Raw genomic sequence first — 17,557 nt, forward strand, 5'->3', positions numbered from 1 at the left:
CGGCCTAGAAAACACTATTATTCTGAGTGCTCAGCTCGGTGCGCTAAACGGCTTGAAGCAGCGGCAGCGATTCCGCCAACGATATCATCAAGGAACGTATGCACCTTTCCAGTTGATTTATCATTTAAGTATTCTAAAATACCAGGTTTTAATTTATCAATATATCCAAAGTTCGTGAAACCGATAGAGCCGTACACATTCACGATAGAAAGTGCGATAACTTCATCAATTCCGTATAAGCCTTCATCACGTTTTACAATATCTTGTAACGGTTCACTTAGCATTCCCTTTTCAGCAAGGACATCAAGCTCGATACCAGTAATCAGTGCGTTTTGTACTTCACGTTTTGATAGTACACGTTCTACATTGTAACGGCATTCTGACATCTCTAAATTTGGATGATATTTTTTTTGAAGAAAATGAACAAGTTCAGCAATATCGTCAATTGTTACACCGCGTTCTTGTAATAGTTTTAATGCTCTTTCTTGTAGTTGATTTGATTCTTTCATGTTTATCACCTTTTTTTCTTTTTAGTATTTGTATACGTTTCGTTGCTTTATCATGTGCATAGGAATGAAAGGCGAGCACAAGCTCATATATATAAAGAAAAACCATAGGTGGCGACTGCGATGATTCAGCATATTTATGAGCATTATCACATGCATGTTAAAGAATTAATCCCCCTTGGCCCCTATAAAAGCTTTTGGATTCGCAACAAAATTTATGTACTTGTTCCAATTGGAGAAATGGAGGAAGAAGTACTTGTAGAGATGAAAAAGCTCAGTGATTATATGAACCAGCAAGGGGATATAACTGTAGCGACTTTCGTTCCGACTATACACGGCTACTATGTAAGTGAGATAGAAGAACAAAATTACTGCTTATTAAAAGGTATGCGCACGTTAGAACGACATGCTATGTCATTAGGAAGTGAGCTTTCTATATTCCATAAACGAGGTGCATTCTTTCCAGAAGAAATTGAGCAATTAAGCCGAATTGGTGAATGGAAAGCGTTATGGGAAAAAAGGCTCGATCAATTAGAAAAGTTTTGGCAATCACAAGTGATGAACCACCCTTCAGATGTATTCGATCAATTGTTTATTGAATCCTTCCCGTATTACTTAGGAGTTGCAGAAAATGCCATTCAATATGTTGTCGATACAGAAATGGATGATACGCCGCAACTAACGGATGCAGCAACAATTTGCCAAGAACGATTCACACCTTTATTATGGCATCAAACGAAGCGTCTCAAACTTCCTTTTGATTGGGTGTATGATCACCCGAGTCGAGATATTGCAGAATGGATCCGCCATATGACGATAGAAAAAAAGAAAGACTGGGAGCAAACAATCGTTCAATTTGTTACGGATTATGAACGGAATTATTCGCTATCCTCATTTGGCTGGCGCTTATTATTTGCAAGGCTCCTGTTCCCGCTGCACTATTTTGAAACGGTCGAACGATATTACCAAACTGGAAACGAAGAACAAAAAAGCATATATAGAGATCGCTTAGAAGCCATTTTACACGATGTGAACCGCTCAGAGCAATTTATGAAGCATTTTTATGGTTCACTTCGTTTACCAGTAGATAAGCTCGGGATTAGAAAATTAGATTGGTTATCTTAAAAATATAAAAAAGAGACCGAGTAAGGTCTCTTTTTTATATACCACAATTTTATGTAATACATTATGCCCCTACCTGTTGATCTGCACATATATTTAAAACGAATTGATGCCCTTCGAGTTTTTCATTTACTTTACCCAATAATTCTTGCTGAATTTCTTTAAATAAAAATTGATAGCTTGTATTCCATGTTGGTATAACGGATGAAAGGCCTAATAAATATTCTTTTTTCTTTTCTAGTTCTTGAATTGTTAAAAAAGTGTTCCCCATTTTTGGCATCTGTCGTCCCCCTATGTTTTTTACTTTATATGTGTGAACGATTCACTATATAGTATTAATTATCGCATTTTTTGAGAGGGATTTCCAATTTTGTTTTATGATGTTAACGGATAAATGTGATTTGAATAAAAAAGGAGACCAAATTTGGTCTCCTTTTAGCAAGTGACTTTGAACGAGCCGCTAGATAATATCCAGCTCCAGCGGCTAAAATGTTCGGTGGCTTCGCTTCTTCCTGTGAGGCAAAAAGCGCCTCTTCGTCAGGAGCTCCAATGACCTCCTGTTCTGAAAGAGCCGCTTCAGCTTTTAATTAAAATACTTGTTCTACTTCGATAACGCCTGGTACTTCTTCAAGTAACGCGCGCTCGATACCAGCTTTTAGTGTGATTGTAGAACTTGGGCAGCTTCCGCATGCACCCATAAGGCGTAGTTTTACGATACCTTCTTCAATGTCTACTAATTCAACGTCTCCGCCATCGCGAAGTAAGAATGGACGTAATTTATCTAATACTTCTAATACTTGTTCTTGCATATGTGGGTTTTCCATTTTTATCGACTCCTTTCATCAGTTTTATTATAATCAAGATAGAGGGGAAAATCTATTTTTTCTCTTCTTGTTTTATTGTCGAAATTTTGTATCGTGTTTTTTCAGTATAGGGGTATGGAATAAGTTTGTAAAATGATGTGCTTATGTAATAAGACATCTGAATATACTGTTGGGACAAGAAGTGGGGGAGAAGAAATGGTTAATGTTCAAGTGTATGGGACGAAAGTAATTTGTGCGAGCTGCGTTGGAATGCCATCTTCAACAGAAACGTTTGAATGGTTACAAGCGGCAATTGGTCGTAAATATGAAGGACAAGAAAATAAATTTAATTTCGAGTATATTGATTTCCAAGAAGAACAAGAAGATGCGGATAAAAAAGCATTCGCAGAGCGCGTAGTGGAAGAAGATTTATTTTATCCGGTCGTTCTTGTAAATGGAGAAATTGTTGGAGAAGGAAATCCTCGTTTGAAGGATGTTTACGAAGAAATCGAGAAATATTTATAAAACAAGAAGTCTTTGCGAATTTGCAAAGGCTTTTTTTATTGGAGGGATAGATATGAAAAATGGAGTGAAGCATGCGTTACCAACGGAAGTAGAGCAGTTAATGGAGCGGTACACAGTAGAATTAAAAGAAATTTTTTTGGATGAAAAAATAGTCGGGGTATATATTTACGGATCCATCGCACTAGGTGCATTTCATAAGGAAACGAGCGATGTTGATTTTGTTACAGTGATAAATGATTCCGTGAATGAAGCTGAAAAACAGCAGCTTGTGGAACTACATAAGAAACTTAGTGATAATATGCTAGGTAAAAGAATGGACGGTATGTATATTCCGCTTGCTGACTTAGGGAAATACAATGATGAAATGAACGAGTACGTGTATTGTGCAGATGGTAAAGCTAATGTTGGTCATTGGGACATTAATGCGGTCACATGGTGGACGTTGAAAAATCAAGGCATTACAGTTACAGGAAAAGAAGCAGAAGATCTTCCGCTGCAAATACAATGGAATGATGTAGTAAATACGATGAAATACAACGTAGAACAGTACTGGAGTGAAAAGGCGAAGAAGCCATATTTATTTTTTATAGAAGAGTGGGTAGAATCAGCTGTCGTTACGATGGGACGTATTTTATATACACTAGATCATAAAACAATCGTTTCAAAAGATAGAGGCTTGCAATACTTGTCAGAACGTTCAGCGGAAGAATGGGAGCTTTTATTAAAAGAAGTAGCGAGAATACGGCAGAACCCAAAAGAAAAGCGAATGCTCTCAAGGTGGAGAAGGGCAGATATGACGAAGAGGTACTTACTGCATTTAATTGAGATGTGTAGAGAGAAATGGTAGGGAAGAAAATGGACAATACAGTTGAGGTATTGTCTTTTTTTACGTTTTATTTGGTATATAATGGTTAAAAAGGTTTAATTATACTGGAGGGGATATAATGGAAACGGAATTAGCTACATATGAAGAAAAGAATGAACAAATGAGTATGCGCCAAGTAATTAGCATTCTATTAATTATTTTTGGGGTCATGCATGGAATTGGTTTTTTGAACCTTTTATATGATTCTTCCTTATACCCATGGTATGTAGATCATCTTATTCCACCTTTCACGTTTTGTATGATTATCGTAATGTATGCACCGGCAAGAAATTGCTGCTTACATTTAATAAAATCATTACAATTCAATAATCTTAAACATTATGTAACGATAGTAATAACAACGATTGTAATGCTTATGTATCTTGCGGTATTAAATGTAGTTTTACCACATGGGCTTGGTGTGGATGAATCTAATATAGTAATAGAACCTACTACAAGTGAAATCATTCTATACGTAGTTGTGCTCACAACTTTTGCGCCTATTTGGGAGGAAATTGTATTTCGAGGTATGTTTTTTATGAAATTATCTCAGCGCTTCTCTACACTTAGTAGTGCTGCTATAAGTGCTTTCATATTTACTTTAGGGCACCCCCTTACAGTAGGGAGTATTTTATATATTTTTGGTATGGGCATATGTTTGGCATACACATATAAGAAAACGAAGAATTTACTCGTTCCAATTGGGATTCATTTATTAAATAATTCGTTTTATTTATTAATAAATTTTCAACTATAAAAAGACGCCTTTTAAAAAGGCGTCTTTTTTATTTTGTAGTAGATAGAAAAGTATTTACAAGTATTGTGTAGAGGAAAGATAATACAAAATATAGATAGTTTCATGTGAAACATTTTATTATCAAATATGTAAAATGCTTAACTTAGTGTATTAAAGATATGATACATGATTATTTTAATATATTTAAAAGTAAAATGAAATAAGAAACGGATAATTGTCGGAATATATTCGATTTCCGTTCATTTTTATGAAATATGTGTACTTTTTGTTAGATTCCTTCATTTTGTGCATATACAATAAATGTATATAGAAATAAGAAAAGGATGATGTACGTGAAGGACACTGTTTTACAAGAAACGATTTCTCCACAAGAATTACATAAAGTTGTTCAAAAGAATACAGCTTATTATGACTTTAAGTGGGGTAAAGTAGAAAATCCAGCGCAAGGGAATACATGGAATTGGGTAGCCTTTTTCTTCCCAACTTTTTGGTTAGCTTATCGAAAAATGTATAAGTTATTTATTATATTTGCGTTATTGGCTATACCTAGTATAGTTATACCCCCTTTTATAGATATTCCAGATGGGATTTATGTAACATTTAATTTAGCTCTTCAATTAGGAATGATGATATTTACTGGATGGCAAGGAAACCGTTTATATTACAAGCATGCTGTTCGTGTTTTTCGTAAGGGAGAAGATGCGTCTGATCATGAGAAGGCGTATTTCTTACAATCAAAGGGTGGCGTGAGTATTGCTGGTATGATTGGTTTACAAGTTATAGTCGGGATTGTGTTTGGGTTAGCTGCGTTCGGGCTGTCCTTTTTACCAACTGAACCGAATATTAAAAACGTTGTTCGTTCAAGTGGTGAAGGGGTTACGTTAGAGATTATGACTGATAATCCAACTTGGAAGTTTGTGAAGAAAGAAAAAGATTATGACGTAGTAGAGTTTACTGGTTATGATTATACAGAGAAGAAAAACGTGAAAATTAAATTTGCTGTTTATTTCGATGAAGATTATTTCGAGTGGCAAGAGATATATGAAAATAATAAGAAGTTAAGTGAAGAAGAATTAGAAGAATATCAAATTTACATTGAAGAAAATAATTGGGGGTTCTAGAGGGAACTCGTTCATTTTGAAAAGAAGAATCTTGCGAAGGTTCTTCTTTTGTTTATCAGGGGGAGAGAAATGATTTCAGCATGAATAGAAGCTCTAATAGGATCTATTAGTTTAAGTACGGGTTTACACACGAAAAAGATTGATGTTAACATACGTTACTTGCAGCAGTATGAATGGTTTCTAATGATATATGAAGACGAGAAGTATTGAAAGTTATTTATTACGAACTACAAAGTTCGCTCATATTTACAAAGTAAGCTAAGAGTTCGATTGCTCGTAAAAAATAAAAATGCACAACGAAGATTTTTAAAATTAGTAGAAGAGCAAATAGAAAAACGGCATACAAATTGAAATTTTGTAAAATACAATAAAAAATGAGAATTTGAGGTAGGGTTGTCAATAACGTGAGACTATGGCACTATAAAGAAATGCTATACAAATTTTATTTATCGAGATGTAAACATCATTTTTGATTTTTACGTATAAATAATGAACGGAGGAAATGGATTTATGGCTACTTTACCAAATTGTCCAAAATGTAATTCAGAATATACGTATGAGGATGGCGTTCTTTTCGTATGTCCAGAATGTGCTCATGAGTGGGGCCAAGAAGCAGAAGCTGAAAATAATGATGGTGCAAAAGTTGTAAAAGATGCGAACGGAAACGTTCTTCAAGATGGCGATGCTGTTACTGTTATTAAAGATTTAAAAGTAAAAGGAACTTCTTCAGTTGTGAAGATCGGTACGAAAGTAAAGAGTATCCGTCTAGTTGATGGCGATCACGATATCGATTGCAAAATCGACGGTTTCGGAGCTATGAAGTTAAAATCACAGTTCGTTAAGAAGGCGTAAGTAAATAGAAGAGGAGGCGAATAGCCTCCTCTTTTTATTATGTCACTTTTTGTCGGTAAATCGATATTTCGTACAAAATCGTTGATATATTCTGAGTTATGATAGATATATTTGAAAAATCGTTGATATATTGCAAGTTATGATAGATATATTGAAAAAATCGTTAATATAATTTCACTCACCGAGAACTACGCACGATTTACCTCGCATCATAGTCAACCTCTTTCAATTGACATCGCTTATTAAAGAACGTTTTATATCCAAGCTGTAAAAAGATAATGACAGCAAAGGCAGTACTTCCAGAAATACCGAGTATGATGGCGATTTGATATTGAATGGCTGTGAATGGTGATACACCGGATAATATTTGGCCAGTCATCATGCCTGGTAAGCTTATAATTCCCATTCCGACCATAGAATTAATTGTTGGTAAAATAGCAGAGTCAAAAGCGTCTCGAATGAGCGGAGCAGCAGCTTCTTTCGGTGTTGCTCCGAGCATAAGTGCACCTTCAATTTGACCTCTTTGCGATTTCATATTGTTTAAGAACGTATTTGCACCAAGAGAAACACCAGTCATGGCATTCCCAACTAACATTCCTGTAATAGGGACGATATATTGCGGAGCATACCAAGGGTCATGACCGATAATAACAAAGATAAATAGTAGAAGTGGCCCAATTGATCCGGCGACCATGGAAAGGGCGGCTACTCGTTTTAATTCTTTAGACATTGGGATGTTAACCCGTTTATAAATATTAAAAATTGCAAAGGTAGTAATAGAAGTGATGAGAGCGATTGTATAAAATGGATTACTGTTTTCAAATACGTATGTAAGGACATATGCAACAAGTACGAGCTGAATGGTCATACGGAATGTTGCGAGCGCGATTTGTTTTTCGCGAGGTATTCCTTTTAATTTTACAAGTCCAATTAAAATAAGAATGAAAATATAGGCAGCTGCAAGTTGCCAAATTTGGAGTTCAATAACGCCCTTCAACTGAGAGCACTTCCTTTCTAGTTGCACCCTTTGTTTTGCTAATTTCAATAATATCGTCTGCAATTTCTTCTGGAAGTTGTTGTGAGTGTGTGATGAAGATAACTGTTTTTTTCTTTTTTCGTGCTAGATCAGTAAATTGTTTCATAACGCGGCGTTCTGTATCACTGTCTAATGCTGAAGTTGGTTCATCTAATAAATAGACAGGCGGATCCATAAGTACGATACGTGCAAAGGCAAGTCTTTGTTTTTCACCGCCGGATAATGAGGAGGTGCTATCTTCTAATTGCTTGTCTAAGCTAACGGTTTGTAATGCACTCCGCAGGGCATCATCATTTGGAAATGGTTTTTCAGAAAGACGAAGTCCCATTAATAGGTTGTCTTTAACGGCTCCATCAAAAATAGGTGGAGTTTGCCCAAGCATAACTACGTCACGACGTAATTGAATAGGGTGATAATCAGAAATTAATTTTCCGTTATATTCAATTGTACCGGATGTTGGGGATTGTAAATCGTTTAACATGCGAAGCAACGTGCTTTTTCCGCTTCCGCTTTCACCGATAATACAAGTAATCTTTTCTTTTCGAATCTGTAAATAAGGAATGTGTAGTATATCTTTATATATAACGTCTTTTAATATAAACATAAATCGCTCCTTTCTGATTCTAGTTATATCGTATCAAAAAAAGAGGGGAAAATGGTTATAACGAACAACGTTTTTTCTTCGTCTTGAGTTTTATTAATAAGTTAAGTAAACAATCTAATTCTTGGCTGAAAGAAATCACTTTATCATGAGTGAATCCGTATCGTTCAACGAGATAGATTAGCTCTTTCTTTTTCGCTTCTATTCGATTGTTTAGTTTCGATAAGTTCATAAGTGGAATGTAATGCCTCCTACAAAAGTATTTATCACATGAAAAATAAGACCGAATGAACTCGGTCTTAAAGGAAGTAATAAAACAACTTACAAATAGCATACAATGTTTATCAATATTTTTTAATATAAAAATGAAAAATAAATCATTATAAATATTGAGAAAGATGTGTCTGATAATTTTTAAAAACTGATGCAAAGAGGCTGCCTACATAGTAGACAGCCTGTAAGGTATTAACCTTTATGATATTTGTACATCCAAAGAAGACCAGATTTTAATAATCTCGGTACACGTCCCATTAATGGTTGGTTTGCTAGTAAACCAAAACCGTGCTTCTTACCAAGAGAACCGAGAACACCTTTTAATTTAATTACAGGTAGTTCATCCGGGAGTGATTCATTATTCCAACGTTTTAATAATATTTGGACAATTTGTTCTCCTTGACCTTCAGCAAGTTGGGCAGATGGTGCATGTGGAAGTGCTGCGCAATCTCCTACAACGTAAACATGATCGTTATTTGGAATATTATGATATTTAGTTAAGACAACCCGTCCGCTACCATCTTGTTCAACTGGAAGGTTTCGAACAACTTCATTTGCTTGAATACCAGCTGTCCAGACGATTGCATCACATTCAAGTGGTTCATCGTGGTTGTACACAATATTTGGTTCTACTTTTGTAATGTTAGAGTTTCGTATGATGTTAACTTTATGCTTTACAAACCATTCTTCTACGTATCTACTTAATTTCTCTGGATATGGGAATAAAATTCTATCTTTTCGATCAAATAAATAGATTTTTAAATCAGAACGGCTTTCACGAAGTTCACTTGCTACTTCAACACCACTTAAGCCAGCACCAACGACAGCTACTGTTGCATTTGGTTCTAGACTATTTAATTGTTCATATGTCTTACGTGTTTGTTCAATTGATTGTAGACTATGTGTATATTCTCTAGCTCCAGGAACGTTATGATATTTATCTTCACAGCCAAGTCCGATAATTAAATCATCATATTGGATCGCTTCGCCGCCATCAAGATGAACAGCTTTTTCTTCGAGGTCAATATTTGTTACTGTGCCGTATTGAATATTGAGGCGTGGGTGTTCAGGAAACGGTATACGAATATGCGTTTCTGAAATAGTACCCGCAACTAATGCATAATATTCAGTTTTGAAGCAATGATATGGTACTTTGTCGATTAATGTCACTTGTACATCATCTGGAAGTTGGTTGCTTGGAAGTAGCCTTTGCAGAATTCTCATTCCACCGTAGCCGCCACCTAGTATTACGAGGTGTTTCATGATGGATTACCCCTTTTCTGTTGAAATATCCCCTAATCATAAAATTTTATATTAATAAAATATTTTGACTTTACTCAATCAAATTATATCGAATTTGTGAACAAATAACAATGCATGAATGAATACTCTGTTGTACAATAAGAAGAAAAGTAAACTGTTTTTCTTTTTAAGTTACTCTTTCATTGTAAGTAGCATGTTATATAGAAGAAATCATCTACTTTGAAGTGAAGTAATGAAGTAACTAAATAGTTTAGACTGTGTAACGAAAACAACAAGAAACAGCTTAGTTTTCTTCTTATAGATAAAGTGAAAAGGTAATTTGTTTTGTAGTACAGGGGGGAGAATTTTGATTAAACCATTAATTGAATTTTGTGTAGGTAACCTTGCAAGTGGTTCACAAGCAGCTCTAGAAAAATTAGAAAAAGATCCGAATTTAGATGTAATGGAGTATGGTTGTTTAGGATATTGTGGCATTTGTTTTGAAGGACCATTTGCACTTGTAAATGGTGAAGTTGTACAAGGTGCAACAGTAGAAGAGCTTGTTAATAATGTATATGAGTATTTGGATGAAAATCCAATGTTTTAAGGTGTTGCGAATTAGCAGCACCTTTTTCATTAGATAAAACTTTATTTCGTGGGGAAGACTAATAATGAGTATTAGTCTTCCCCAATCGAAAATAGTAGGATAAATAAAAAAAGGCCCTTTTTAGAAGGGCTTTTTTCTTACACAAATTGTGTAAGAGTGGCTCATCGCCAAACGTTGTCAAATATGAGAAACGGGGGACATTCATATTGTGTTCTAAAAGCATGCATTTTATACTTAACATAACAAATTATTTTGGAGTGAATATAAATGAGCCAATTTTCTTTTACAAAAATGCATGGTCTTGGCAATAGTTATATATATGTAAATATGTTTGAAGAGCAAATTCCTGAAGAAGATTTAGCCCTTGTGGCCGAAAAGGTTTCAAATATTAATACTGGTATTGGAGCAGACGGGATGATTTTAATTTGCCCTTCAGACGTAGCTCCGGTGAAGATGCGTATGTTTAATAATGATGGTTCTGAAGGAAAGAGCTGTGGTAACGGTTTACGCTGCGTAGCGAAATATGCGTATGAGCATAAACTAGTAGAAGAAACAGTTTTCACAATTGAAACGTTAGCTGGTATTGTAACGGCTGAAGTAACAGTAGAAGATGGTGTCGTGACATTAGCAAAAATCGATATGGGAGCACCTCGTCTAACACGTGCAGAAATACCGATGCTTGGTGAAGGTGAAACACCATTTATTCGTGAAAACTTCTTATACAATAATCATCGTTATGCATTTACAGCTGTTTCAATGGGAAATCCGCATGCGGTTATTTTTGTTGATGATGTAGAAAAAGCACCTCTTACAACACTTGGACCAGTTCTCGAGACACATGAAATGTTCCCAGAGCGAGTAAATGTTGAGTTTATCGAAATTTTGAATAATGACGAGATGAACTTCCGCGTTTGGGAACGTGGATCTGGTGTAACGCAAGCTTGCGGAACAGGAGCGTGCGCTGCAGTTGTAGCTGCTATTTTAAATGGAAAGATGGAACGTGGTAAGGAAATTACAGTCCATTTAGCTGGCGGCGATTTAATGATTGCGTGGACTGAAGAAGGAAACGTGTTGATGAAAGGACCTGCGGAAGTAATTTGCCGCGGAGTGTATGAGTACAAGATAGAAGCGTAAAGATGTATAATGGACTAAGAACAGAAAGGAAGGTGTATTTCATGATTGAAGTAACAGAACAAGCAGCTTTTCAAATTAAAGATATGTTAAAAGATGCTGAAGATGGAGAGAAGTATGTGCGCCTTGCTGTACACGGCGGCGGATGTAGCGGTCTTTCTTACGGCTTAGGATTTGAAGTAGAACCAAAAGAAGACGACACAGTTCTTGAGTTTTTCGGTGTTGAATTTGTTATCGATACAGAAAGTGCTCCAATTGTTAAAGGAGTAAAAATTGACTATAAACAATCTATGCTTGGCGGCGGATTCACAATCGACAATCCAAACGCAATCGCATCATGCGGATGTGGATCATCTTTCCGTACAGCATCGAATGCTGGTAAGCCAGAAGAGTGCTAAGTTTTTAGCCAAAATAGAAAAGGCCTTTTTAGCGATGGAATAAAATCGTTAGAAAGGCCTTTTCTTTTTGCGTTAAAACAGAAAATGCATGTAAAGTTACTTTAGATTTTAATTTAAATGTTATTATATATGGTATATATGATTAATGCTGTGAATTCGAGATTCATATTGTTCATTTTAAGATAAGATTATGTAGAAAAAATGTAAATGATTAGCAAAAATATACTATTTATTAATTATATTTAATGTTAATATTTGTAACGAAGATGATTGGCGAGGGCTGATTAAAGTTTCACTTTATACAAAAAAGGGGCATGAGGGAGAAGGTTATAGCAAATTGTATAGAACTGAATAGTTCCGTATTAATTAAAATACGTTGATTACTAGATATAAAAAAACACCGGGGGGATTAGAGTGAAGTCATTTAAGAGGGTACTTATAGTAGGGATGGCGTTGACTACAGTATCGATTTTGGGAGCTTGTTCTAGCGATACAGACGTATTAACAAAAGCAGGAGCAAAGCAACCAGCGAAGGCGGAAGGTGAAGTACTAAAAGATCAGAAGAAAACACCTATGACTACGAGCAAACGTGAAAGTATTAAAAATGAGGATGCACCATCATCACAAAAGCGTTATATTTCTCATGATGAATCTCAAAAGATTGAGGAAGGTATGACGTATACGGATATTCTTAATACGATTGACTATGGTGGTGAGAACATAAAACATTATAATAACCATGAAAAACGCGTATTTTATACTGAAAAAGATACGGATGGTACATATGAAATTATGGTTGAATTAAATACATATGGTTATGTTGTAAATATTGAACGTACTGCTATAAAGGATGAAGATAAAGATACAGATAAAGAGAATCAGGTATTTACGAAACGTAGTGAAGAGCCTGTAAAGGAATATGAAGAAAAAAACGATCGTGTACCGTGGTATAAAGATATAAATAACAATTCGGCAGCAGTAAGTTACAATCATTATTTGAAAATCAAAAAAGGTATGGCCGCGAATCAGGTAAAAGCTGCAATTGGACAGCCACATGTAATTGAGAAATATAAATCATATTCAGTATATGACTATACTGGTTATGGTGGAGAAGGATCATTACGTGTAATCTTTGAACCGAATGGAACTGTTACGGATGTAGTGGAAGACGGTTTACCACGATAATAAATTAGTTACAGGAAGAATTGTAGTAAAGTTGTCTTTGATTTTATAAAGTTTTTGGGAGCATCTCCGAATATAGGTGAAAAAATAATTCTCTTAGCCATGTTAACTACAGTATTAGTATTTACCGAAGTTTCTTCCAAATTCAATAGCGTTATCGTGGATGTTGTTGTCGTATTATCTTTGTTGATATATACCGCAGTAGGGCAGCAATTGTAACTGGACGTAAAAGGACGCGGAGGAGTAGCAGCTTCCTTTTAAAAGAAGGAGGAAAATATGATGGAGGATATTCTTGAATTTATAGGGAGATACGTAATTAAACCTATTATTAGTTTAGTGAGATATCTTGTAATAGAGATTATAATTGAGGGCATAATAGAAGGCGTAATAAACGGTATAAGGAAATTACGTGATAAGTGGCGAAATTGGCGTGAAAGACGTTATTGGCGGTAGTGTAGCTGATGAGCGTGAGAAACAAAAACGTTATACAGAAGCTTAATGGAATGACAATTTCTAAAGTGAAGAAATAATTATTATCTTACAAAAGTGTAATGTTCATGTCATGTTTTTGAATTTCTTCTTTAAGCTCCGGGCTTTAAGATAAGAATATAAGAAAAAACATATGAGGTGAAGGAAATGAAAAGATACATTGCACTATTTAGTATTTTAGTTGTATTTGCAAGTTTGTTAGTTGGTTGTGATTTAAACCGTATGGGTAAAGATGAGTATTATGTTCAAATTACAGTAGATGGAAAAGAATTTGATAGTAAAGATAGTAATGGGCAGAAATTTAAAGATTATGAATATAAACTGACTGGCTTTGATAAAGACGGTAAAGAGAAAGAATTAGAATTCATAGCTCAAAAAAATCTTCGTAAAGAAGCATTCCTACGCGTATACCACTCAGATAAAAAAGGTGTAACAGCTTGGGAAGAAGTGAAAAAAGACGAGCTTCCAGCGAAAGTGAAAGAAAAACTAAGTGTGAAATAAGACAGATAAAAAGGAATTGACGAACAGGGTCAATTCCTTTTTTTGTTTTCAAATTCTTCTTCTGAAATGACTTTAAATCCGTGTCTTTTAAATAAAGCAGTTGTCACTCCGAAACCAGTTTGCTTATTACCGTTAAATTCTCCAGTGTAAATCGTAGAACTACCACAAGATGGGCTGCGTTCTTTTAAAATAATATATTCTGGGTGTAAATCTTTAATTTGTTCTAATGCTTTATAAGCACCATTTACGAAAGCTGCTGTGACATCTTCACCATTTTTTGTTATCACTTTCGCTTTTCCGTCTAAAACGTCGTCGCCATTCCCGCCAATAATTTCAGCGGAAGGACGAGGTGTTGGTAGTCCTCCTAATACTTCAGGGCAAATGAGGACTGTATCTTCTTTTTGCAGAAGCTCCTCTATTTTTGAAACAAGATTGTCATTCCCGTCATAACGGCAAGCAATCCCACCTAAACAAGCGCTAATTACGATCATATTTTCATCTCCATTAAAAAATATTAACTATCACGCCAATTTCGCTTCCTGCCTCTTACTTATAAATGAGGTGATATAAATGGGAAGCTTATATAATTTAATGAAACCATATAGTGAATTTCGAAGTAAAGAAGAGTTTAATACATATCAAAAACAAGTTTTGAAGTGCTACCGATTTCAATTGAATAAAACTGATTCTATCATTATTCATTTTTTAGGAAAATATGCGGTGAATGAGAAACAAAAAACAGTAGGAGTCGCTTGTCCATTAATGGGGACGATTGCGACGAATGTTGGAAAGAGTATTCGTACAGTACGCCGTTCAATTGCAAAGTTAGAGGAACTAGGAATTATAAAGCGTGTTGCAACAAAAGAAAGGCATAAACGCGGCGGGTATAGTGCGAACTTATATGTATTTCTTACATCTGCGATTGACCGCATGGATGACCGTATGAAAATGTCCGCTTGTAAAACTGAGGATAATGCAACTGGCTGGAGTAAAAATGAGCAAAAAATTGCTGGGAAAACAATTCTTTCTAAAAACATTTCACAAATAAAAGAGAAAAGAAAAGGAACGTATGAGCTTGATGAGACGTATTGCCGTCATGATATACCGAAGCCTTTTATATACGCACTGGTGCCGATGACGAGTAATCCGAAGAAAATTAATATATTTTGGAGTAAGGTCGAGCTTGCGTATAAAAAGAGTGGGTTACTAGAACAAGGTGTTTTACTAGAGCAAATATTAGCTGACGAAGAAGTGTATGGAAATTTAATTTGGCGCGTGAAAAGTGTTGTAAGAGCATATAAATATGGGGAAATTCGTAAAGACATTGGGGCACTTTTATACAGTACAGTGCGAGATTTATTTTTAGAGGTTGGATTAGAATGGGGAGCAGCATTAAGGAGAAGTAAGGGAATATCACTATTTGATCCATTCAAAAAAGAGTCATGCGTATAATACATGACTCTAAGTGGCTAATCGAACTTCCTTACAACTGGAATACGAATCGCTACAAATAGTACGAAGACGATAACAGCTATTGCACCACTTTTCATAACGGTTACGATTGGAATTCCCATTGCAAGTGCAAGTGATGTGAATGCATAAGAGAGCGGGATAAAGCCCATTGATGATAGCATAAGTAAACTCATTACGCGTCCCATCATTTCTTCTTTTACTGTCGATTGAATCATTGCCATAAGCGGTACAATCGCCATTGCGATTGTAATACCATAAAACATGCCGGCTAATAGTGCTTGCCAAAGTACGGTGCTAAAGTTGATGGCTAAGAAGAATACACCAGACAATAGCATCATGATAATACAAAATAGACCGCGTCTACGATTAATATTTTTTAAACCTACAATGATAGCACCGATTGCCATTCCGCCGCCTACAGATGCTTCTAAGTAACTAAACTGGAGCGAATCACCATGCAGAACGTTTTTAACAAAAAGAGGGAAACCAACTTGCATCGGGCCGATTAAAAATAAGTTTAAAAAAGCGCTACAAATAAGGAAAGTTGAAAGGAATGGCGATTCCTTTACATATAAGATTCCTTCTTTAATGGAAGTGAACATACCTTTATCTGTATCTTTTTGTTCTGGCATCGTAAATTGTATTTTTTGAACGAGTATGGCAGCGACAATCAGTAATAAAATCGTAATGGAAAAGATTGTCTCATAGTTCGTAAATTTAATGAGAATACCACCAAGTACAGGGCCTAAGATGACCGATGCTTGGTTCGTCATTTGTGTAAGCGAATTTGCTTGTGTTAACCGGCTTTTTTCTACCAATTCCGGTAAGATAGATCCATCTGCTGACCAGAAGAAAGCATCAGCAAGTCCAAAGAATAAAGCGAATAAAGCAAATGTATATAGTGTTACATCACCAACGATAAACCATGTGAGAATGGTTGCGACAAGAATCGCTCGAATGATATTGGAGTAAAACATAATGTTTTTTTTCGGGAATTTATCAGCTACAGCGCCGCCGACAATCATAAAAATAAGCCTTGGAACACTAAGAGCTACGAAAACAACACCGAGTGAAGCTTCAAGGTTTAATGTTTTTGCTATGTACCACGTTTGTGAAAAAGTAAAAAAGGCTAAAGCAAAGCTTGAAAAAAGAGTAGCTGCCCAAAGAAAAAGGAAATTCGTATTTTTTAATAACGGTTTTCCGCTTCCTTCTAAAGCAGTTTTATTTTGTTGTAGTTCCTCCATATTGCTTCCTTTCTATGTGACGAATTTAAACTAAAAAACTTATTAACAATCGTTTTATACAGTTTCTAATATTTCTATACTGCACTTTCTCATTGTAGACAATAATAATGAATTTGCCCAGTAGCTATTTAACGACAAAAAAAGATGCCGAATGGGCATCTTTTTTTAGGCTAACGCAATATAAATATCCAATTGAACGTTGTTTGGATCTAACGCTCTTTCATCGTAAAGCTCAAAGTCTGTTGTGAAGGCACGTTTATTTTCTTTCGACCATTTCCAAATATATTCCCAAGCTTCACAAACGACTTCGGCAACTGGTCCCTTTCTTGTTGTAAATACCGCATATGTAGCGGCAGGTATTGTTAAAGTTGTCATATTTTCAGGAACGTCTTTTAGTGAAGAAACTGGCATACCGATTGTAAATGTATATGTACCAGTTTCATCTGATTCGTAGTTTGAGTAGAAAGCGAATGTTTCTTTCGTTTGTTGATTTGGGATGTGATGCATCATTTGTTCTTGAAAGTATCGGTTCCAAAGTTGTGGAATGTTTCCTTCAGTAGATGCCTCTTTTTCATTAGTCGTCGTAACCGAAACGCCGATTGCGTGGAAAGCTTCTTTTTTTACGATAATAGGTTCGTGTAGCATAAAAAATTCCTCCTTCTTTTAAAAAAAAGAACGTTTGTTCTTGTTTTAATATAACATATTTTTACATGTAACGGTTGTTATTTTTAGAAAATTTTAATCATAAAAAACAAACTGAAAAATAACTAAAAAATGGTAAATTTTCTATTGTATGTATAAATAGGATGAGGAGTATGTTAAAATTTTT

Annotated in this window: 22 protein-coding genes and 2 pseudogenes; 14 read left to right on the forward strand and 10 right to left on the reverse strand. The window is 35.3% G+C overall.

The annotated features are described in order from the left end of the window. Nucleotides 1-17: 17 nt before the first annotated feature. Nucleotides 18-509, reverse strand: a complete 492-nt coding sequence (locus AU379_RS20090; RefSeq protein ID WP_000665094.1) for a phosphatidylglycerophosphatase A — start codon at nt 507-509, stop codon at nt 18-20. A gap of 120 nt (nt 510-629) precedes the next feature. Here AU379_RS20090 and yutH point away from each other — a divergent pair, with 120 nt between their 5' ends. Then, nucleotides 630-1,631, forward strand: a complete 1,002-nt coding sequence (gene yutH / locus AU379_RS20095) for a spore coat putative kinase YutH (RefSeq protein ID WP_000614218.1) — start codon at nt 630-632, stop codon at nt 1,629-1,631. A gap of 61 nt (nt 1,632-1,692) precedes the next feature. On the opposite strand, the gene AU379_RS20100 is transcribed toward yutH, so the two are convergent. Both AU379_RS20100 and AU379_RS20105 read right to left on the reverse strand, forming a co-directional pair. Continuing rightward, nucleotides 1,693-1,908, reverse strand: coding sequence for a hypothetical protein (locus AU379_RS20100; protein ID WP_016118827.1), 216 nt, complete (start codon nt 1,906-1,908; stop codon nt 1,693-1,695). Between the two features lie 307 nt (nt 1,909-2,215). Beyond that, nucleotides 2,216-2,452, reverse strand: coding sequence for a NifU family protein (locus AU379_RS20105; protein WP_000431159.1), 237 nt, complete (start codon nt 2,450-2,452; stop codon nt 2,216-2,218). Nucleotides 2,453-2,647: 195 nt separating this feature from the next. Here AU379_RS20105 and AU379_RS20110 point away from each other — a divergent pair, with 195 nt between their 5' ends. The 6 genes and pseudogenes from AU379_RS20110 (at nt 2,648) to phnA (ending at nt 6,551) form a co-directional block, all read left to right on the forward strand. Continuing rightward, a complete protein-coding gene (locus AU379_RS20110) occupies nt 2,648-2,956 on the forward strand; it encodes a YuzD family protein (RefSeq protein WP_000248588.1) in 309 nt (102 codons plus the stop codon). Nucleotides 2,957-3,008: 52 nt separating this feature from the next. Beyond that, on the forward strand, nt 3,009-3,803 hold the full coding sequence (locus tag AU379_RS20115) for a nucleotidyltransferase domain-containing protein (protein ID WP_001986998.1): 795 nt from the start codon (nt 3,009-3,011) through the stop codon (nt 3,801-3,803). A 97-nt stretch (nt 3,804-3,900) separates the two neighbouring features. Beyond that, nucleotides 3,901-4,578, forward strand: coding sequence for a type II CAAX endopeptidase family protein (locus AU379_RS20120; RefSeq protein WP_061139661.1), 678 nt, complete (start codon nt 3,901-3,903; stop codon nt 4,576-4,578). Between the two features lie 323 nt (nt 4,579-4,901). After that, nucleotides 4,902-5,699, forward strand: coding sequence for a DUF2628 domain-containing protein (locus tag AU379_RS20125; RefSeq protein WP_113710572.1), 798 nt, complete (start codon nt 4,902-4,904; stop codon nt 5,697-5,699). Between the two features lie 84 nt (nt 5,700-5,783). After that, nucleotides 5,784-6,050 (forward strand): annotated as a pseudogene (locus AU379_RS31005) (hypothetical protein). A 159-nt stretch (nt 6,051-6,209) separates the two neighbouring features. After that, nucleotides 6,210-6,551: an alkylphosphonate utilization operon protein PhnA gene (gene phnA, locus AU379_RS20130; protein WP_000212737.1), complete on the forward strand. Its 342-nt coding sequence runs from the start codon at nt 6,210-6,212 to the stop codon at nt 6,549-6,551. A gap of 199 nt (nt 6,552-6,750) precedes the next feature. Here the strand turns inward: phnA and fetB are convergent, their stop codons facing one another. From fetB to AU379_RS20150, 4 genes are all read right to left on the reverse strand, one after another. Continuing rightward, nucleotides 6,751-7,548, reverse strand: coding sequence for an iron export ABC transporter permease subunit FetB (gene fetB, locus AU379_RS20135; RefSeq protein WP_000679260.1), 798 nt, complete (start codon nt 7,546-7,548; stop codon nt 6,751-6,753). Then, nucleotides 7,532-8,191: an ABC transporter ATP-binding protein gene (locus tag AU379_RS20140; RefSeq protein ID WP_000470268.1), complete on the reverse strand. Its 660-nt coding sequence runs from the start codon at nt 8,189-8,191 to the stop codon at nt 7,532-7,534. The genes fetB and AU379_RS20140 overlap by 17 nt, the downstream gene beginning before the upstream one ends. A gap of 55 nt (nt 8,192-8,246) precedes the next feature. Then, nucleotides 8,247-8,420 carry an aspartyl-phosphate phosphatase Spo0E family protein gene (locus AU379_RS30340; protein ID WP_001054087.1) on the reverse strand — a complete coding sequence of 58 codons (174 nt, stop codon included), beginning with the start codon at nt 8,418-8,420 and terminating at the stop codon, nt 8,247-8,249. A 233-nt stretch (nt 8,421-8,653) separates the two neighbouring features. Beyond that, the gene (locus tag AU379_RS20150) at nt 8,654-9,724 is read right to left on the reverse strand and encodes an NAD(P)/FAD-dependent oxidoreductase (protein WP_000682078.1); all 1,071 of its coding nucleotides are present in this window, start codon (nt 9,722-9,724) and stop codon (nt 8,654-8,656) included. Nucleotides 9,725-10,070: 346 nt separating this feature from the next. Here AU379_RS20150 and AU379_RS20155 point away from each other — a divergent pair, with 346 nt between their 5' ends. The 6 genes and pseudogenes from AU379_RS20155 to AU379_RS20175 all read left to right on the forward strand — a co-directional run bounded on the left by AU379_RS20155 (nt 10,071) and on the right by AU379_RS20175 (nt 14,011). Then, nucleotides 10,071-10,310: a YuzB family protein gene (locus tag AU379_RS20155; RefSeq protein WP_000595026.1), complete on the forward strand. Its 240-nt coding sequence runs from the start codon at nt 10,071-10,073 to the stop codon at nt 10,308-10,310. Between the two features lie 267 nt (nt 10,311-10,577). Beyond that, the gene (gene dapF / locus AU379_RS20160; RefSeq protein WP_000077397.1) at nt 10,578-11,444 is read left to right on the forward strand and encodes a diaminopimelate epimerase; all 867 of its coding nucleotides are present in this window, start codon (nt 10,578-10,580) and stop codon (nt 11,442-11,444) included. 41 nt (nt 11,445-11,485) lie between these two features. Further along, nucleotides 11,486-11,839, forward strand: coding sequence for an iron-sulfur cluster assembly accessory protein (locus AU379_RS20165; RefSeq protein ID WP_000573825.1), 354 nt, complete (start codon nt 11,486-11,488; stop codon nt 11,837-11,839). 414 nt (nt 11,840-12,253) lie between these two features. Continuing rightward, nucleotides 12,254-13,024, forward strand: coding sequence for a hypothetical protein (locus AU379_RS20170; RefSeq protein ID WP_000834602.1), 771 nt, complete (start codon nt 12,254-12,256; stop codon nt 13,022-13,024). Nucleotides 13,025-13,445: 421 nt separating this feature from the next. After that, a pseudogene (locus AU379_RS31010) lies at nt 13,446-13,514 on the forward strand (methyltransferase); the annotation flags it as partial. 143 nt (nt 13,515-13,657) lie between these two features. Next, nucleotides 13,658-14,011 (forward strand): YxeA family protein, encoded by a 354-nt coding sequence (locus AU379_RS20175; protein ID WP_000833146.1) that lies wholly within the window; start codon nt 13,658-13,660, stop codon nt 14,009-14,011. Nucleotides 14,012-14,040: 29 nt separating this feature from the next. Here AU379_RS20175 and AU379_RS20180 read toward each other — a convergent pair whose 3' ends face one another. Then, the gene (locus AU379_RS20180; RefSeq protein ID WP_000635484.1) at nt 14,041-14,502 is read right to left on the reverse strand and encodes a DUF523 domain-containing protein; all 462 of its coding nucleotides are present in this window, start codon (nt 14,500-14,502) and stop codon (nt 14,041-14,043) included. A gap of 79 nt (nt 14,503-14,581) precedes the next feature. Between AU379_RS20180 and AU379_RS20185 the strand changes: the two genes are divergently transcribed. Next, a complete protein-coding gene (locus AU379_RS20185) occupies nt 14,582-15,463 on the forward strand; it encodes a helix-turn-helix domain-containing protein (RefSeq protein WP_061139662.1) in 882 nt (293 codons plus the stop codon). A 17-nt stretch (nt 15,464-15,480) separates the two neighbouring features. Here AU379_RS20185 and AU379_RS20190 read toward each other — a convergent pair whose 3' ends face one another. Both AU379_RS20190 and AU379_RS20195 read right to left on the reverse strand, forming a co-directional pair. Beyond that, nucleotides 15,481-16,728 (reverse strand): MFS transporter, encoded by a 1,248-nt coding sequence (locus AU379_RS20190; protein WP_000391941.1) that lies wholly within the window; start codon nt 16,726-16,728, stop codon nt 15,481-15,483. A gap of 165 nt (nt 16,729-16,893) precedes the next feature. Then, a complete protein-coding gene (locus AU379_RS20195; RefSeq protein ID WP_044797484.1) occupies nt 16,894-17,373 on the reverse strand; it encodes a GyrI-like domain-containing protein in 480 nt (159 codons plus the stop codon). Nucleotides 17,374-17,557 lie beyond the last annotated feature (184 nt).

This window comes from Bacillus sp. JH7, from assembly GCF_001563515.1.
Lineage (GTDB): Bacteria > Bacillota > Bacilli > Bacillales > Bacillaceae_G > Bacillus_A > Bacillus_A cereus.

Bases quoted from the DNA above. Each gene is read 5' to 3' on its own strand.
- dapF (WP_000077397.1), top strand. From the start codon at position 10,578: ATGAGCCAATTTTCTTTTACAAAAATGCATGGTCTTGGCAATAGTTAT.
- yutH (WP_000614218.1), top strand. From the start codon at position 630: ATGATTCAGCATATTTATGAGCATTATCACATGCATGTTAAAGAATTA.
- AU379_RS20110 (WP_000248588.1), top strand. From the start codon at position 2,648: ATGGTTAATGTTCAAGTGTATGGGACGAAAGTAATTTGTGCGAGCTGC.
- AU379_RS20190 (WP_000391941.1), bottom strand. From the start codon at position 16,728: ATGGAGGAACTACAACAAAATAAAACTGCTTTAGAAGGAAGCGGAAAA.
- AU379_RS20140 (WP_000470268.1), bottom strand. From the start codon at position 8,191: ATGTTTATATTAAAAGACGTTATATATAAAGATATACTACACATTCCT.
- AU379_RS20100 (WP_016118827.1), bottom strand. From the start codon at position 1,908: ATGCCAAAAATGGGGAACACTTTTTTAACAATTCAAGAACTAGAAAAG.
- AU379_RS20195 (WP_044797484.1), bottom strand. From the start codon at position 17,373: ATGCTACACGAACCTATTATCGTAAAAAAAGAAGCTTTCCACGCAATC.
- AU379_RS20150 (WP_000682078.1), bottom strand. From the start codon at position 9,724: ATGAAACACCTCGTAATACTAGGTGGCGGCTACGGTGGAATGAGAATT.
- AU379_RS20180 (WP_000635484.1), bottom strand. From the start codon at position 14,502: ATGATCGTAATTAGCGCTTGTTTAGGTGGGATTGCTTGCCGTTATGAC.
- AU379_RS20185 (WP_061139662.1), top strand. From the start codon at position 14,582: ATGGGAAGCTTATATAATTTAATGAAACCATATAGTGAATTTCGAAGT.
- AU379_RS20105 (WP_000431159.1), bottom strand. From the start codon at position 2,452: ATGGAAAACCCACATATGCAAGAACAAGTATTAGAAGTATTAGATAAA.
- AU379_RS20115 (WP_001986998.1), top strand. From the start codon at position 3,009: ATGAAAAATGGAGTGAAGCATGCGTTACCAACGGAAGTAGAGCAGTTA.
- AU379_RS20165 (WP_000573825.1), top strand. From the start codon at position 11,486: ATGATTGAAGTAACAGAACAAGCAGCTTTTCAAATTAAAGATATGTTA.
- AU379_RS30340 (WP_001054087.1), bottom strand. From the start codon at position 8,420: ATGAACTTATCGAAACTAAACAATCGAATAGAAGCGAAAAAGAAAGAG.
- AU379_RS20120 (WP_061139661.1), top strand. From the start codon at position 3,901: ATGGAAACGGAATTAGCTACATATGAAGAAAAGAATGAACAAATGAGT.
- AU379_RS20125 (WP_113710572.1), top strand. From the start codon at position 4,902: ATGATGTACGTGAAGGACACTGTTTTACAAGAAACGATTTCTCCACAA.
- AU379_RS20175 (WP_000833146.1), top strand. From the start codon at position 13,658: ATGAAAAGATACATTGCACTATTTAGTATTTTAGTTGTATTTGCAAGT.
- AU379_RS20090 (WP_000665094.1), bottom strand. From the start codon at position 509: ATGAAAGAATCAAATCAACTACAAGAAAGAGCATTAAAACTATTACAA.
- phnA (WP_000212737.1), top strand. From the start codon at position 6,210: ATGGCTACTTTACCAAATTGTCCAAAATGTAATTCAGAATATACGTAT.